Annotated in this window: 11 protein-coding genes; 7 read left to right on the forward strand and 4 right to left on the reverse strand. The window is 65.4% G+C overall.

Annotation, left to right across the window (positions count from 1 at the left end; translation table 11 throughout):
- Window positions 1–22 precede the first annotated feature (22 nt).
- Window positions 23–2,257 carry an arylsulfatase gene (locus HNQ95_RS05540; RefSeq protein ID WP_182573703.1) on the forward strand — a complete coding sequence of 745 codons (2,235 nt, stop codon included), beginning with the start codon at window positions 23–25 and terminating at the stop codon, window positions 2,255–2,257.
- A 185-nt stretch (window positions 2,258–2,442) separates the two neighbouring features.
- On the opposite strand, the gene HNQ95_RS05545 is transcribed toward HNQ95_RS05540, so the two are convergent.
- Window positions 2,443–3,432 (reverse strand): LysR substrate-binding domain-containing protein, encoded by a 990-nt coding sequence (locus HNQ95_RS05545; protein WP_067963174.1) that lies wholly within the window; start codon window positions 3,430–3,432, stop codon window positions 2,443–2,445.
- 119 nt (window positions 3,433–3,551) lie between these two features.
- Between HNQ95_RS05545 and gabT the strand changes: the two genes are divergently transcribed.
- Genes gabT through HNQ95_RS05560 form a run of 3 tightly spaced genes read left to right on the forward strand, consistent with a single transcriptional unit; the run spans window position 3,552 to window position 6,461 of the window.
- Window positions 3,552–4,838 carry a 4-aminobutyrate--2-oxoglutarate transaminase gene (gene gabT, locus HNQ95_RS05550; protein ID WP_182573702.1) on the forward strand — a complete coding sequence of 429 codons (1,287 nt, stop codon included), beginning with the start codon at window positions 3,552–3,554 and terminating at the stop codon, window positions 4,836–4,838.
- Between the two features lie 8 nt (window positions 4,839–4,846).
- Window positions 4,847–6,304, forward strand: coding sequence for an NAD-dependent succinate-semialdehyde dehydrogenase (locus HNQ95_RS05555; protein ID WP_182573701.1), 1,458 nt, complete (start codon window positions 4,847–4,849; stop codon window positions 6,302–6,304).
- 1 nt (window position 6,305) lies between these two features.
- On the forward strand, window positions 6,306–6,461 hold the full coding sequence (locus HNQ95_RS05560) for a hypothetical protein (RefSeq protein WP_182573700.1): 156 nt from the start codon (window positions 6,306–6,308) through the stop codon (window positions 6,459–6,461).
- 134 nt (window positions 6,462–6,595) lie between these two features.
- Here HNQ95_RS05560 and HNQ95_RS05565 read toward each other — a convergent pair whose 3' ends face one another.
- The 3 genes from HNQ95_RS05565 to HNQ95_RS05575 form a co-directional block, all read right to left on the reverse strand.
- Complete coding sequence (locus HNQ95_RS05565; protein ID WP_246340600.1) at window positions 6,596–7,930, reverse strand: uracil-xanthine permease family protein; 1,335 nt, start codon at window positions 7,928–7,930, stop codon at window positions 6,596–6,598.
- Window positions 7,931–7,995: 65 nt separating this feature from the next.
- Window positions 7,996–9,348, reverse strand: a complete 1,353-nt coding sequence (locus tag HNQ95_RS05570; protein ID WP_067963183.1) for an 8-oxoguanine deaminase — start codon at window positions 9,346–9,348, stop codon at window positions 7,996–7,998.
- Window positions 9,349–9,627: 279 nt separating this feature from the next.
- Window positions 9,628–10,842, reverse strand: coding sequence for an ROK family transcriptional regulator (locus tag HNQ95_RS05575; RefSeq protein WP_182573699.1), 1,215 nt, complete (start codon window positions 10,840–10,842; stop codon window positions 9,628–9,630).
- Window positions 10,843–11,079: 237 nt separating this feature from the next.
- Between HNQ95_RS05575 and HNQ95_RS05580 the strand changes: the two genes are divergently transcribed.
- The 3 genes from HNQ95_RS05580 (at window position 11,080) to HNQ95_RS05590 (ending at window position 14,236) form a co-directional block, all read left to right on the forward strand.
- The gene (locus tag HNQ95_RS05580) at window positions 11,080–12,315 is read left to right on the forward strand and encodes an extracellular solute-binding protein (RefSeq protein ID WP_067963186.1); all 1,236 of its coding nucleotides are present in this window, start codon (window positions 11,080–11,082) and stop codon (window positions 12,313–12,315) included.
- 191 nt (window positions 12,316–12,506) lie between these two features.
- Window positions 12,507–13,391, forward strand: coding sequence for a carbohydrate ABC transporter permease (locus tag HNQ95_RS05585; protein WP_067963190.1), 885 nt, complete (start codon window positions 12,507–12,509; stop codon window positions 13,389–13,391).
- A complete protein-coding gene (locus tag HNQ95_RS05590) occupies window positions 13,391–14,236 on the forward strand; it encodes a carbohydrate ABC transporter permease (protein WP_182573698.1) in 846 nt (281 codons plus the stop codon). Before HNQ95_RS05585 ends, HNQ95_RS05590 begins: the two co-directional genes overlap by 1 nt.
- Window position 14,237 lies beyond the last annotated feature (1 nt).

The raw sequence follows: 14,237 nt of genomic DNA on the forward strand, positions 1-14,237 counted from the left end.
TCTCACAAGATCGGGACAGAGCATGACTTCCGAATTTCGCGGCCATATCGGCCGCACGCACCACGAATCCGAGCGCGACTATGCCGACATCCCCAGCGGCCCTGCCGGCAAGCCGAACGTCATCTATGTCGTTCTCGACGACGTCGGCTACTCCGACCTCGGCTGTTTCGGCTCGTCGATCGACACGCCGAACTTCGATTCCCTCGCCGACACCGGCCTGCGCTACAGCAATTTCCACACCACCACCTTGTGTTCCCCGACACGCGCCTGCCTGCTGACCGGGCGTAACCACCACTCGGTCGGCATGCGCTATCTGGCCAATGCCGACATGGGCTGGCCCTCCGGCCGCGGCGCGATCAGCCATCGCGCCGGCACGCTCGCCGAAATGCTCAAGCTCAATGGTTATGCGACCTATGCGGTCGGCAAATGGCACCTTGCACCGACAGAAAACGCCAATGCCGCCGGCCCCTTCGACCAGTGGCCGCTCGGCCGCGGCTTCGAACGCTTCTACGGCTTCATGAATGGCAGCACCGACCAGTTCCACCCGGAACTCTGCCAGGACAACCAGCAGATTCCGCCGCCAGCGACGCCTGAACAGGGCTACCATCTGTCCGACGACCTGTCGGACCGCGCCGTGCGCTACATCGCCGACAAGATGGCGATCTGGCCCGACAAGCCGTTCTTCCTCTATCTCTGCTACGGTGCCGGACATTTCCCGCACCAGGCGCCCGCATCGACGCTGGCCAAATATCGCGGCCGCTTCGGCCATGGCTGGGACGAAGAACGCGTACAGAGGCTGGCCAGGCAGAAGGCGATGGGCCTCGTGCCGGAAAGCACCGAACTGCCGCCGCCAAATCCCGGCGTGCGCGCCTGGGCCGAGCTTTCTCCCGAAGAGCGCGAGGTCTCGGAGCATATGCAGGAGGCTTATGCCGCGCTTCTGGGCCACACCGACGCCGCCTTCGGCAGGCTGCTCGACTTCCTCGACCGCACCGGCATCCGCGACAACACCATCATCGTGCTGATTTCGGACAATGGCGCCTCCACCGACTGCGATCCGGACGGTACGACAAACGTGCTGCGCTGGTTCAACCGCCTGCCTGAGGACTATGCCGTGTCGCGCGATCGCCTGGCCGAGATCGGCACGGCGCGCAGCTCGGGCAACTATCCCTGGGGCTGGGCGCAGGCGTCCAACACGCCACTCAAGCTCTACAAGAGCTTCACCCATGGCGGCGGCGTGCGCGACCCGATGATCTTCTCCTGGCCTTCTGGCATAGCCGACAAGGGCGAGGTGCGCAGCCAGTTCACCCATGTCACCGACATCACGCCGACAATCATGCAGCTTTGCGGCGTCACCGCGCCCGAAAGCATCAACGGCGTGGCGCAGATGCCGATCCATGGCGAGAGCTTTGCCTATTCCTTCGACGCGCCCGATGCGGCGACCGCCAAGCAGTCGCAATATTTCGAGATGTACGGCCATCGCAGCATCTGGCATCGCGGCTGGAAAGCGGTGACGCAGCACAAAGCCGGCGACGATTTCGACAGCGAACGCTGGGAGCTCTACCATCTCGACGAGGATTTTTCCGAGCTGCGCGACCTCTCCGGGGAAAAGCCGGAAAAGCTCGCCGAGATGAAGGAACGCTGGTGGGCGGAAGCCGGCCGCTACGGCGTCATGCCGCTCGACGACAGCGACGTGCTGTTCAAGCCGCCCTACCGGCCCGGCGCACCACGCTGGCGCAACGAATGCAGCTTTTTCCCGCCGATCTCGTCTATCCCCGCGGAAGCGGCGCCGATGACGCAGGACGTCTCGCACCGCATATCGATCGAGATCGAGCGCACGGACAAAAACCAGGGCGGCGCGCTTGTCTGCTTCGGCAGCTGCCATGGCGGCTACGCGCTCGACATCGTCGCGAACCGGCTGGTCTACACCTACAACTATGCCGGCTTCGAGGTCACCCGCCTCGTCTCCGACCGGGAGATCCCGCTCGGCAAGACGACCGTCGTGTTCGACTTCGAAAAGTCCGGCACGCTGAAGGGACGCGGCCGCCTGACGGTCGACGGCGAGCCGGCCGGCGAACATGTGTTCGAACGCACCCTGCTCAGGTTGTCGCTGTCGCCGCTTACCTTTGGACGCAGCAACGCCGAACCGGTCGATCCGGACAGGCAGACGAACCCGGATTTTTCGGGCCGTATCCTGCGCATCGACTACGCCATCGCAGATGATCGCGAGGTCGGCCCGGTCAACCTCGACGTGGACTGACCAGCATGTCGCGCAGACCGGTCGAAGGACTGTCGCTCCGTTGACCAGCGACATCCGTTTCGACTGTCGCCGCTCGTTCCGGCGCTTGATCAAACGCCGGCTTCGATCAGATGTGTGCGCGCATCCTGAAAGCTCGGTAGCAGCGCGGCATCACCGGGCTGCTGGTCCTTCTTTCGCGGTATGGTTCAAAGCGTCGGGCCGACAGCTCCAGTTGCTGCCGACCTATCGCTGGAAGACGCTGCGGCAGCCTCCGATCGCATCAGTTCGCCGGCCAGCCAGTCATGCAGCTTGCGGATCGCCCTGTCCTTGCGGCGGGCCGGTGCGGCGATGAAATAATAGGCGCCGAGCCGGATGTCAGTGTCGAACAGCTCGACGAGGCGACCCCTGGCCATTTCGTCGCCTGTCGTCAGCCGTGTCGCCAGCGCGACACCCTGCCCGGCCAGAGCGGCTTCGAAGCCAAGGCTGGCATCCCAAAGGCGCGGACCCTGCAGCGCGTCATGCGCCACGCCGGCCTTGCGAAACCAGTCGGCCCATTGCTGGCGGTTTTCCTCGTGGATCAGCGGTGCCCGCACAAGTGCAGCAATGCTTTCCAGGGGACCTGCCGCATCCAGCCATTGCCGGCTGGCCACCGGAAACATCCTGGGATGAACGAGCAAGGTCGCTCCGACAGGAAGGTCGTCGGGGTCGCCGAAGCCGACCATCACATCGGCCTCGCCGACCGAGAAATCCGGCAGGCGGTCGATGGCGCGAAACACCAGTTCCGTGTCGCCGAGCAGATGCTGCATCTCAGGCAGCCTCGGCCCCAGCCAGCGTGTCGCCAGGCCAGGCATGCACCAAAGCCTGAGCGTCCGCCGATGCGAGGGCGGACGAAGTTCGGCCGTCGTTGCAGCGATCAGCTCGAAGGCCGTCGAGATGGCGGCATGGAAAATCTCGCCTTCGCGGGTGAGCCTGAGGCCCCGGGGACTGGACACGACGAGTTTCACCGCCATCCAGAATTCGAGGTTCTTGACATGGCGGCTGACCACCGAGTGGCTGACGCCGAGATCGTCGGCCGCCTTGCGCATCGAGCCCATGCGCCCCGCCGCCTCGAAGGCGCGGATCATCTGCAGCGGCGGCATGGCCTGATGCGGCTGGTCTTTCTCGACGGACCGGCGTCTTCGAATGTCGGTGTTCAAGCAGAGGCCCCTGGACAGTCTGTGGTGCACTGGAGGCACCACAGCATCTAAATCAATCGCGCACTGCTTGCCAAGGAATGCCGCTAGGTTGCCGCCAGAATCTTACGGAGCACCTCCCCATGACCACCAACACCACCTTGCTGGCCCGCCGGTCGGCGGCAGTCGCTCGCGGCGTCGCAACGGCCTTCCCCGTCTTTGCCGGCAAGGCGGAAGGCGCCGAGATCTGGGACGTCGAGGGGCGCCGCTACATCGATTTCGCCGCCGGCATCGCGGTGCTCAATACCGGCCACCGTCACCCCAAGGTGATCGCCGCCGCGAAGCAGCAGCTCGACGCCTACACCCATACCGCCTTCCAGGTGCTGCCCTACGAACCCTATGTCGCGCTGTGCGAGCGCCTGAACGCGCTGGCGCCCTTCTCCGGCGAGGCAAAGTCGCTCCTGTTTTCGACCGGCGCAGAAGCTGTCGAGAACGCCATCAAGATCGCCAAGGCAGCGACCGGCCGGCCCGGCATAATCGCCTTTGCCGGCGGTTTCCACGGCCGCACGGCGATGACCATGGCGCTGACCGGCAAGGTTGCACCCTATAAGCACAAATTCGGCCTGTCGCCCGCCGGCGTCTTTCACGTGCCGTTCCCGGCGACGCCGCTGGATGTCGACGTCTCGGATGCGCTGCGCGCGCTGCAGCTTCTGTTCCGCGCCGACATCGCGCCGTCTGATGTCGCTGCGATCATCATCGAGCCGGTCCAGGGCGAAGGCGGCTTCTGGCCCGCCCCCACCGAGCTTCTGGCGGAACTCCGCAAGATTTGCGACACGCACGGCATCGTGCTGATCGCCGACGAGGTGCAGACGGGATTTGCGCGCACCGGAAAGATGTTCGGCATCGAACATTCCGGCATCGAACCCGACATCATCACCGTCGCCAAGGCGCTCGGCGGCGGCTTCCCGCTGGCCGGCGTCATCGGGCGTGCAGCGCTCATGGACGCTGCCGAACCGGGCGGGCTGGGCGGCACCTATGCCGGCAGCCCGATCGCCTGCGCCGCCGCACTTGCGGTTCTCGACGTCATCAAGGACGAAGGCCTTGTCGCCCGTGCCAATGAGATCGGCGCGACGATGCACGCTGCACTGGAGCGGATGTCGCAGCGCAACGACGCCGTGCCGATGGCGTCGATCCGCGGCCCCGGCGCGATGGTCGCCTTCGACATCGTGACACAGCGCGGCACCAATACGCCGGATGCCGAGACGACGAAGAAGGTCGTGCAGGCAGCGCTCGGCCACGGGCTGGTGCTGCTGTCATGCGGCGTCTTCGGCAACACCATCCGCCTGCTCTGCCCGCTGACCATTTCCGATGCGCAGCTCAAGGAGGGGCTGGACCTCCTCGAACGCGCCCTCGTCTCCGCCAACGCCTAGGAGCCGTCATGCGCACGCTCGAAGACAATGGCCTCATGAAGACGCAGGCCTTCATAGACGGCTGCTTTGTCGGGTCTGCCGACACACCTGTCACCGATCCGGCCTCTGGCGCCGTCATCGCCCATGTCCCCAACCTTGGCGCCGACGCGGCCACCCAAGCCGTCGAGGCGGCTTCCAGGGCGTTCCGGCCCTGGGCGGCGAAGACGGCGAAGGAGCGCTCGGCAACGCTGCGGCGCTGGTTCGAGCTGATCGTTGCGGCACGCAGCGACCTTGCCACCATCCTGACCAGCGAACAGGGCAAGCCCTTCGCCGAGGCACTCGGCGAGATCGACTATGCCGCCTCCTATGTCGAGTTCTATGCCGAGGAGGCCAAGCGTATTGCCGGCGAGATCCTGCCGTCACACCGCCCCGACGCCCGTATCCTGGTGCAGCGGCAGCCGCTCGGCGTGGTCGCGGCGATCACGCCATGGAACTTCCCGGCGGCGATGATCACCCGCAAGGTCGCCCCGGCGCTTGCCGCAGGCTGCACCGTCGTCGTCAAGCCGGCGCCCGAAACGCCGCTGACCGCTCTCGTCCTGGCCGAACTGGCGCGCCGCGCCGACTTTCCCGCCGGCAGCTTCAATGTCGTCACCGGCGATGCCATAGCCATAGGCGGCGTGCTGACCTCGCATCCCGCCGTCCGGCTCGTCGGCTTCACCGGCTCGACGCCGACAGGCAAGCTGTTGATGCGGCAGGCGGCAAGCACGGTCAAACGTGTCGCGCTGGAGCTTGGCGGCAATGCCCCTTTCATCGTCTTCGACGACGCCGACATCGACACCGCGGTCGAAGGCGCGATGGCGTCGAAATTCAGGAACTCCGGCCAGACCTGTGTCTGCACCAACCGCATCTATGTTCAGTCGGCCGTCCATGACGTCTTCGTCGCCAGGCTGACGGAGCGGGTGAAGCAGTTGCGGGTCGGCTGCGGCTTCGACGACGGCGTCGTCCAGGGGCCGCTGATCTCGGAACGCGCCGTCGCCAAGGTCGAAGCGCATATCGCGGACGCGCTCGGCAAGGGCGCCGAGATTGCCGCCGGCGGGAAGCGCCACGCGCTTGGCGGCACCTTCTTCGAACCGACAGTCATCACCGGCGCTGCCGCCGACATGCTGCTGGCGCAGGACGAAACCTTTGGGCCGCTGGCACCCGTATTCCGCTTCGAGACAGAGGCCGAGGTGCTGCAGGCGGCGAATGCCACCGAGACCGGGCTCGCCGCTTATTTCTTCACGCGCGATTCGGCGCGGGTGTTCCGCATGATGGAGCGGCTCGAATTCGGCATGGTCGGCGTCAACACCGGGCTGATCTCGACCGAACTGGCGCCCTTCGGCGGCGTCAAGGAAAGCGGCAATTCGCGCGAGGGCTCCCATCACGGCATCCTCGAATTCACCGAGCTCAAATATGCCTGCATCGGCGGCATCGATGCGGCGGGCTGAGATGGATAGCGCCGCGACCATGCCCAACCTGATGGCGACGGCGACCACCGCGGCCGTCGCCGATGAGACGGCTCAGATCGGCGGCACCCACCCGCTGATGCTGGTCAAGCGGATCCATGAGCAAGGCGCGCGCTTCAGCCCGGCAATGCTCGGCTGACACTCCGAACGCGTCCTTGGGGGCGCCGAAAGGCGTGGGTCGATCGCGCTCGGCGTCAGCGCCGAGCGCGAGTCCATCGCCGCGTCCATGTCCCAGCCGATCGACGCCGGATCCTCGGCCCGGCTGCTCCTGTTTCAGCGCGAGCGCAGGAACTCGGGAAGACGAACCAGGACGATCTCGGCGACCATGACGGTCACCGCGCCGACCACGATGGAATGCGCGAGCATCTCGCCAAGGATCTGCGGCAGCCCGCCCGACAGGGCCCCGGCCAGCGCAGGAATGCTCAGCCCGGCCATCAGGCCGAGCGGGGCCACCATGTTCTTGACAGGTGAACCCCGGTCCTGGCTCGCCATCTGGATGCCGGTCATGACCACGGTTGCCGCCGCCGGCAGGAACAGCCCGCCGACAACCGCCGCCGGTGTCGCCACCAGCACCGCTGCGACCTTGGGCAGGAATGCCAGGGCGATGAAGATGAAGCCGGCGACGCGGACGACATGCCGGCTGGCGACGCCGGTCAGCCTGATGACGCCGAGATTCTGCGCGTATGCGGTGGTGCCGAAACCGCCGATCAGCGCTGCCAGCATCGAACCACCGGCTTCACCGGCAATGCCGGCGTTGACGCGGCGGTCGTCGAGTTCGACGCCTGTGAGCCGCGCCGTCGCCTCATACATGCCCATGGCCTCGACGACGGCAACGACGAAGACGATGCACATGGTTATGGTGATCGCCGGGTCGAAGGTCAGCGCGCCATAGGGCAGCAGTTTCGGGAAAGCCAGCCAGGGCGCCTGGCCGACGCTGGAGAAGTCGAGCAGTCCAAGGCCCAGGGCCAGCACATCGCCGACGATGAGCGCGGTCAGGAAGCCGAACATGCGCAAGGTACCGCCGAAGGCGGCGCTGAGCAGCACCACCGCCGTCGTCACACAGGCCAGGAACAGGCTCGATCCCGTGGCAAAGCTTGGCGAGCCGATGCCGCCGAAGAACTCCATGAAGGTGAACCCGGCCAGTGCGACCCCCACAAGGGTGATGATCGTTCCGGAGACGGCCGGCGACAGCAGCCGCCGGAGCTTGGCGAACTGGCCGCATACGGAGGCAAGGAAGACGAGTGCCGCGCCGATGATCAGGCCGAGGCTTGCCGCGGAAATCGTCCCGGCCTTGTAATAGCCGATGGCCAATGGCGAAAAGGCCGAGGACGGCCCCTGCACCACCGGCAGGCGGACCAGCCTGGTGCTCTGTATGACGGTGACCACGCCTGCGGCAAGAAAGGTGGCGGTCACCAGATTTGTCGCCAGGGTGGCGGAGAACCCCGCCACCGAAGCGATGAAGATGGGATCGAGCCAAGCGTTCGACACGAGCGCCTGCTGCAGTCCCAATGCGAAGCGACGCCTGGCGGGGATGACCTCCTCGACATCCCCGACCACGCCGTCGACCGCTTCAAGCTCGCCCATATGAGCATGAACATGATCAGTCATTGATATACCTCCTCCCAGAAGTATGAGCCGCCTCGGCGGCATCAGGTGAAATGAGCTGGTGACGGTCAGGCCTCGAGGCACTGCATGCGGCGCGAATGGCGGGCATGCTCCCGCAGCACGTCGCCGAGTTCGGCCATGACCGGACGGCAGTCCTCGACAAGCACCTTGCCTGCGACGACGGTGGTGCCGGCAACGGCAGGGCCGCAGCGCAGCCAGGCCTCGACCGGATCGCTATGGGCGCCGGCAAGCGCCACGTCCGACATGCTCCAGACGACAAGGTCGGCACAGGCGCCCGGCCTGAGATGGCCGATCTCATCCTCCCAGCCGAGACAGGCAGCACCGCCGCGCGTCGCGATGTCGAGTGCATCGCGCGCCGACATCGAATGCGGGCCGTTGCGATAGCGTCCGAGCAACAGCGCCGTGCGCGCCTCCAGCCACATCGACGCATGGTCGGTCGAAGCCGAGCCATCGCAGCCAAGGCCGACGCGCATGCCGCGGGCGCGCAGCCCCATGGCGTCGGCCGAGCCGCCGCCGATCAGCATGTTCGAACAGGGGCACTGGGTGGCGCAGACGCCGGCATGTGCGAGGCGTCCGATCTCGGCATCAGTCGGATAGATGAAATGCGCGACCCAGGAGCGCTTGCTGGCCCAGCCGACACGCTCGAAATATTCGGTCGGCGTACAGCCATAGACCTCGGCGCAATATCTGTCCTCCTCGGGGTCCTCGGCGAGGTGGGTGTGCAGCCTGAGATCATATTTGTCGGCCAGCCGCGCCGATTCCGACATGATCCGCTCGGTCACGGAGAACAACGAGCACGGCGCGAGCGCCACGCGCGTCATCGCGCCCGGCCCGGCATCGTGGTAGCTCTCCACCAGCCGGATGCTGTCTTCGAGGATGTCGTCCTCGCGCTGCACCACCGAGGCAGGCGGCAGGCCGCCATCCTCGACCGAGCGCGTCATCGACCCGCGTGTCGCATAGAAACGGAAGCCGATGTCGGTGCTGGCGCGGATCTGGGCATCGATCAGCCTGGGCCTGGGATGGACATACATGTGGTCCATCGAGGTGGTGCAGCCGCCCATCAAAAGCTCGGTCATCGCGACATAGGTGGAGGCATAGACCGATTCCTCGGTCAGCCCGGCCCACATCGGGTAGAGCCCGGTCAGCCACTCGAACAGCGAACCGTTGGTCACCGGCGCGTAGGACCGCGTCAGGTTCTGGTACATGTGGTGGTGGGCGTTTATCAGGCCCGGCGTGACCAGCCGGCCACGCGCCGAGATGGTCTTTGCGGCGACCGGCTCGTCGCCGGCCTTGCCCACGGAATGGACTCTCTTGTCTTTGACGGCGATCCAGCCGTCGGCGATTTCCCAGCCGCGATCGACATACACATATGCGTCACGCACGAGCAGGTCTACGGACATGCAGCTTCTCCAGGTCGGTTCTCATTCACTCCGACGCAGCTGGTTGTCAGCTTCGTCGCGCTATGAGCCCTGTCCCTGGAATTGCGAGTTCCGGATCGTCATCGACTGGTAGGTTGAGCGGGCTGCTCTGATCATGCTGTGCGGGAGATTGCCTTGTCGCGGCATCTCTCCCCGCCTGAGCGAAAGCTCGCGCGCTCGCATCATCAGGCAGGCCGATGCAAACGCAGATTTGCCTTCCTGTCAAATTATTTTCACATCAGGAACCGACGCGCAAAATCCCTAGCCGCCCGAACGGGTCTTGAGGATCGCCGAATAGCGTGGGTCGAAGGCGCGGCCGATCGGCTCGGCGGCGGCGCCAAGAGCGATCGACCAGGGGTCGGTGATGCCGAGCTGCAGGCGCGGCAAGGTCCGCCCTGGGCGATTGGCGATCGACAGCGGCAGCGGCAGCATCGCCTCGACGATCAGACGGGCCAGGGCCTCGGGCGCGCCACTGGTCAGGATCACCGTCTCCGGGTCGAAAAGCGTTTCGATGAGCTGGACACTCCAGCGCAGATCCATGGCCGCGTCCCTGACCCAGGCGACCAGCGCCGGGTCTTCGGCCAGGGCCAGCGCCGCGACATGGTCGTAGAGGCCGGTTTCGGACGGGTCGAGCTCCAGCTGCTGGTAGAGCGAGGCCAGCGAGGCCCGATGCTCGAGCACCGCACCGTCGCTGCCGCGCGGCGACAGCAGCGCCATGCCGATTTCGCCGGCATTGCCGCTGCCGCCCCGGTAGAGCTCGCCATTGAGGATCAGGCCGGCGCCGATGCCGTAGCCGACATAGAGGCAGACGGCGTGATCGAGCCCATGCGCGGCGCCCACCATGCGCTCGGCGATGGCGCAGGCGGCGGAGTCGTTCTGCAGGCTGATGTCGAGGCCGGTGCCGGCGGCTAGCGTCTCCAGCAGCGGATATTTCTGCCAGGCCGGCATCATCCACTTGTTGTCGCCGAACTCCTCCAGCCCGAACGGACCGGGCATGGCGACACCCAGGCCGACGATGCGCTTTTCGGATAGCGCCGAGATCGCGGCGAGGTCGCGCCTGATGCTCTCGACCACGCCGAGAATGATTTTGACGCCGCCATGCGGATCGTCGGGCGGCAGCTTGGCCTCGGCGCGCACCAGAACCGTGCCGACAAGGTCGACGGCGACGGCGCGGGTCAGGTGGCGGTCGATCTGCAGGCCGATGGCAAAGGCGCCTTCGGGCACCAGACGGTAAGGCGTCGAGGGCTGGCCCCTGCCCTTTCTCACCGCGTCGAGCGAGACGACGAAACCGTCGCGTTCCAGCTCCTCGATGATGTTGGACACGGCCTGCTTGGTCAGCTGCGTCGCCCGCGCCAGGTCGGCCCGCGACAGCGCTCCGTTGAGCCGCAACGCGTCCATCATGACACGGCGATTGTGGGCGCTGGTGCCCTCCTGGTTGGTGCCGCTGGTGGCGCGGATCGGGCTGATGTCGCTCAACTGTTTTCCCCTCTTGACTCCAATGATAATTGCAGAAGTAATAAGTCAAGTCAGTTGACTTAATAAGGAACCGCGAGAGTTCCAGGGAACCAAAGGCGGCTGGAGCCGCCGCATTTTTCGACCAGGACAGCCGCTTGCGACAGATCGCGAGGCCAAGGCCCCGTGCTTTCCCAGGCGAGACGGCAGCGTGACGCGCGCCGCCGGACGGATTTGCATAAGTCAAAAATGGAGGATCAAATGTTGAAATCGATTAGCAGGACATTGCTCGGCGCGGCTTTCGTCGGCGGCGCCTTCATGCCTCATGCCTTTGCCGAAACCTCGATCAACGCGCTGTTCATGGCCCAGGCGGCCTATAGCGAGGCCGACGTGCGGGCGATGACTGAAGCCTTCAGCAAGGCCAATCCCGACATCAAGGTCAATCTCGAATTCGTGCCTTACGAAGGCCTGCACGACAAGACAGTGCTGGCCCAGGGGTCGGGCGGCTACGACGTGGTGCTGTTCGACGTCATCTGGCCGGCCGAATATGCCTCCAACAATGTGCTCGTCGACGTCTCCGCGCGCATCACCGAGGAGATGAAGAAGGGTGTGCTTCCAGGCGCCTGGACCACCGTCACCTATGACGGCAAGTCTTACGGCATGCCGTGGATTCTCGACACCAAGTACCTGTTCTACAACAAGGAAATCCTTGAAAAGGCCGGCATCAAGAGCCCGCCCAAGACCTGGGACGAACTGGCCGAGCAGGCCAAGATCATCAAGGACAAGGGCCTGCTGGCAACGCCGATCTCGTGGAGCTGGTCGCAGGCGGAAGCGGCGATCTGCGACTACACCACTTTGGTCAGCGCCTATGGCGGCGACTTCATCAAGGACGGCAAGCCGGCCTTCCAGAGCGGCGGCGGGCTCGATGCGCTGAACTACATGGTGACGAGCTACAGCTCGGGCCTGACCAACCCGAACTCCAAGGAGTTCCTCGAAGAGGACGTGCGCAAGGTGTTCCAGAACGGCGAAGCCGCCTTCGCGCTCAACTGGACCTACATGTACAACATGGCCAACGACCCCAAGGACAGCAAGGTCGCGGGCAAGGTCGGCGTCGTGCCGGCGCCGGGCGTTGCGGGCAAAAGCGAGGTCTCGGCGGTCAACGGCTCGATGGGCCTCGGCATCACCACAGCCAGCAAGCATCCCGAGGAAGCCTGGAAGTTCATCACCTTCATGACCTCGCAGCAAACCCAGAACCAGTATGCAAAGCTCTCTCTGCCGATCTGGGCCTCGTCCTATGACGATCCTGAAGTGACCAAGGGCCAGGAAGAGCTGATCGCCGCTGCCAAGCTCGGCCTTGCGGCGATGTATCCGCGCCCGACGACGCCGAAATACCAGGAGCTGTCGACGGCGCTGCAGCAGGCGATCCAGGAATCGCTGCTCGGCCAGGCAAAGCCCGAAGACGCGCTCAAGAGCGCTGCCGAAAACAGCGGTCTCTAAGCTTTACTGCCCCAAACTCCGGGCCGCTCCGGCGGCCCGGCCCTTTCGTTTTCTGGGCGGGTCCGACCGCCCCGCCCTTTCGGTTCAAGTCACTTCTGGGCCGCTCCGGCGGCCCGGTCCTTTGGTTTCAAATGATTTCCGGACGGCGCCGGTCGCCCGGCCCTTTCGTTCCAACTGAAAAGAGTCGCCTCATGTCGGGCTCATGGATGACGACCCGGGCATGGCTGCTGATGCTGCCGCTGCTCGCGGTCATGATATCAGTCATCGGCTGGCCCCTCGTCGACACGGTTCGCCTGTCCTTCACCGACGCCAGGCTCGTCGGCACCGAGGGCAGCTTCGTCGGCCTCGACAACTACGCCAGGATGCTGTCCGGCGCGAACTTCCAGCGCACGCTTGTGACCACGACATGGTTCGCGGTCATCTCGGTGGCGGCGGAGATGGTGCTCGGCGTGCTCGCCGCCCTGCTCTTGAACCAGCAGTTTTACGGCCGCACCGTGCTGCGTGCGCTGATGATCCTGCCCTGGGCGCTGCCGACAGTGGTCAACGCCACGCTGTGGCGGCTGATCTACAATCCCGAATATGGCGCATTGAACGCGGCACTGACCCAAGCAGGCCTGCTCGACGCCTACCGCTCCTGGCTCGGCGAGCCCAACACCGCGCTGGCAGCGCTGATCGTCGCCGACTGCTGGAAGAACTTTCCGCTCGTCGCCCTCATTGCCCTTGCAGCCTTGCAGGCTGTGCCGCGCGACATCACCGCGGCATCGATGGTCGACGGCGCCGGGCCGATCGCGCGCTTCCGTTTCGTCATCCTGCCCTATCTCGTCGGCCCGCTTCTGGTGGCACTGGTGCTGCGCACCATCGAGGCCTTCAAGGTGTTCGACATCATCTGGGTGATGACGCGCGGCGGGCCGGCCAATTCGACGCGCACGCTGTCGATCCTGGTCTATCAGGAGGCGTTTTCGTTCCAGCGCGCCGGCTCGGGCGCGTCGCTGGCGCTGATCGTCACCTTGCTGGTCACCGTGCTGGCCGTCGCCTATGCGGCCCTTGTCAGGAAAGCTGCGGGGAGTGCGAGCTGATGGAACGCAGGAGCCTGGCTTTCACCATCTTCATCCATGCCGCAGCGCTGCTTCTGGCGGTCGTCATCCTGGCGCCGGTGCTGTGGCTGTTCGTCATGAGCATCTCGCCGACGGCCGACCTGTCGGCCAAGCCGTTGCGCTGGTGGCCCGCGGAGGTCGACTTTTCCCGTTACGCCTTGCTGCTTTCATCAGTCGAAAACAGCGCCGGCGCCGCCTTCACGGCCTCCCTCTGGAATAGCCTTAAGATCGCCGGCATGGCGACGATTGCAGCGATTGCGCTTGCCATCCCGGCCGGCTGGGCGGTGTCGCGCACGCCTCAGGTCGGCTGGTCGCTGTCGATGGTGATCGCCACCTACATGTTGCCGCCGGTGGCGCTCGCCGTGCCGCTCTATATGGGCCTGGCCTATTTCGGCATGCTCAACAACATTTTCGGCCTGGCGCTGGTCTATCTCACCATCCTCGCCCCCTTCACCACCTGGCTGATGAAATCGGGCTTCGATGCCATCCCGCGCGAGATCGAAGCATCCGCGATGATCGACGGCGCCAGCCTGTTCCAGACGCTGCGCATCATCACCTTGCCGCTGGCAGCACCCGTTGTCGCGACGTCGGCACTGTTTGCGCTGCTCCTGGCCTGGGACGAGTTCTTCTATGCGCTGCTGTTTACCTCCGACCTGCGCGCCAAGACGCTGACGGTCGCCATCGCCGACCTCGCCGGAGGCCGCGTCTCGGATTACGGTCTGATTGCCACCGCAGGCGTGCTGGCTGCCCTGCCGCCGGTGCTGATCGGGCTCGTCATGCAGCGTGCCCTGATTTCGGGCCTGACCAGCGGCGGCGTGAAAGGATGAT

Source organism: Aminobacter ciceronei (genome assembly GCF_014138625.1).
In the GTDB taxonomy this organism is placed as follows: domain Bacteria; phylum Pseudomonadota; class Alphaproteobacteria; order Rhizobiales; family Rhizobiaceae; genus Aminobacter; species Aminobacter ciceronei.

Coding starts and splice junctions, on each gene's coding strand:
- HNQ95_RS05565 (WP_246340600.1), bottom strand. CDS start 7,930: ATGACTGATCATGTTCATGCTCATATGGGCGAGCTTGAAGCGGTCGAC.
- HNQ95_RS05555 (WP_182573701.1), top strand. CDS start 4,847: ATGCGCACGCTCGAAGACAATGGCCTCATGAAGACGCAGGCCTTCATA.
- HNQ95_RS05590 (WP_182573698.1), top strand. CDS start 13,391: ATGGAACGCAGGAGCCTGGCTTTCACCATCTTCATCCATGCCGCAGCG.
- HNQ95_RS05580 (WP_067963186.1), top strand. CDS start 11,080: ATGTTGAAATCGATTAGCAGGACATTGCTCGGCGCGGCTTTCGTCGGC.
- gabT (WP_182573702.1), top strand. CDS start 3,552: ATGACCACCAACACCACCTTGCTGGCCCGCCGGTCGGCGGCAGTCGCT.
- HNQ95_RS05540 (WP_182573703.1), top strand. CDS start 23: ATGACTTCCGAATTTCGCGGCCATATCGGCCGCACGCACCACGAATCC.
- HNQ95_RS05585 (WP_067963190.1), top strand. CDS start 12,507: ATGTCGGGCTCATGGATGACGACCCGGGCATGGCTGCTGATGCTGCCG.
- HNQ95_RS05570 (WP_067963183.1), bottom strand. CDS start 9,348: ATGTCCGTAGACCTGCTCGTGCGTGACGCATATGTGTATGTCGATCGC.
- HNQ95_RS05560 (WP_182573700.1), top strand. CDS start 6,306: ATGGATAGCGCCGCGACCATGCCCAACCTGATGGCGACGGCGACCACC.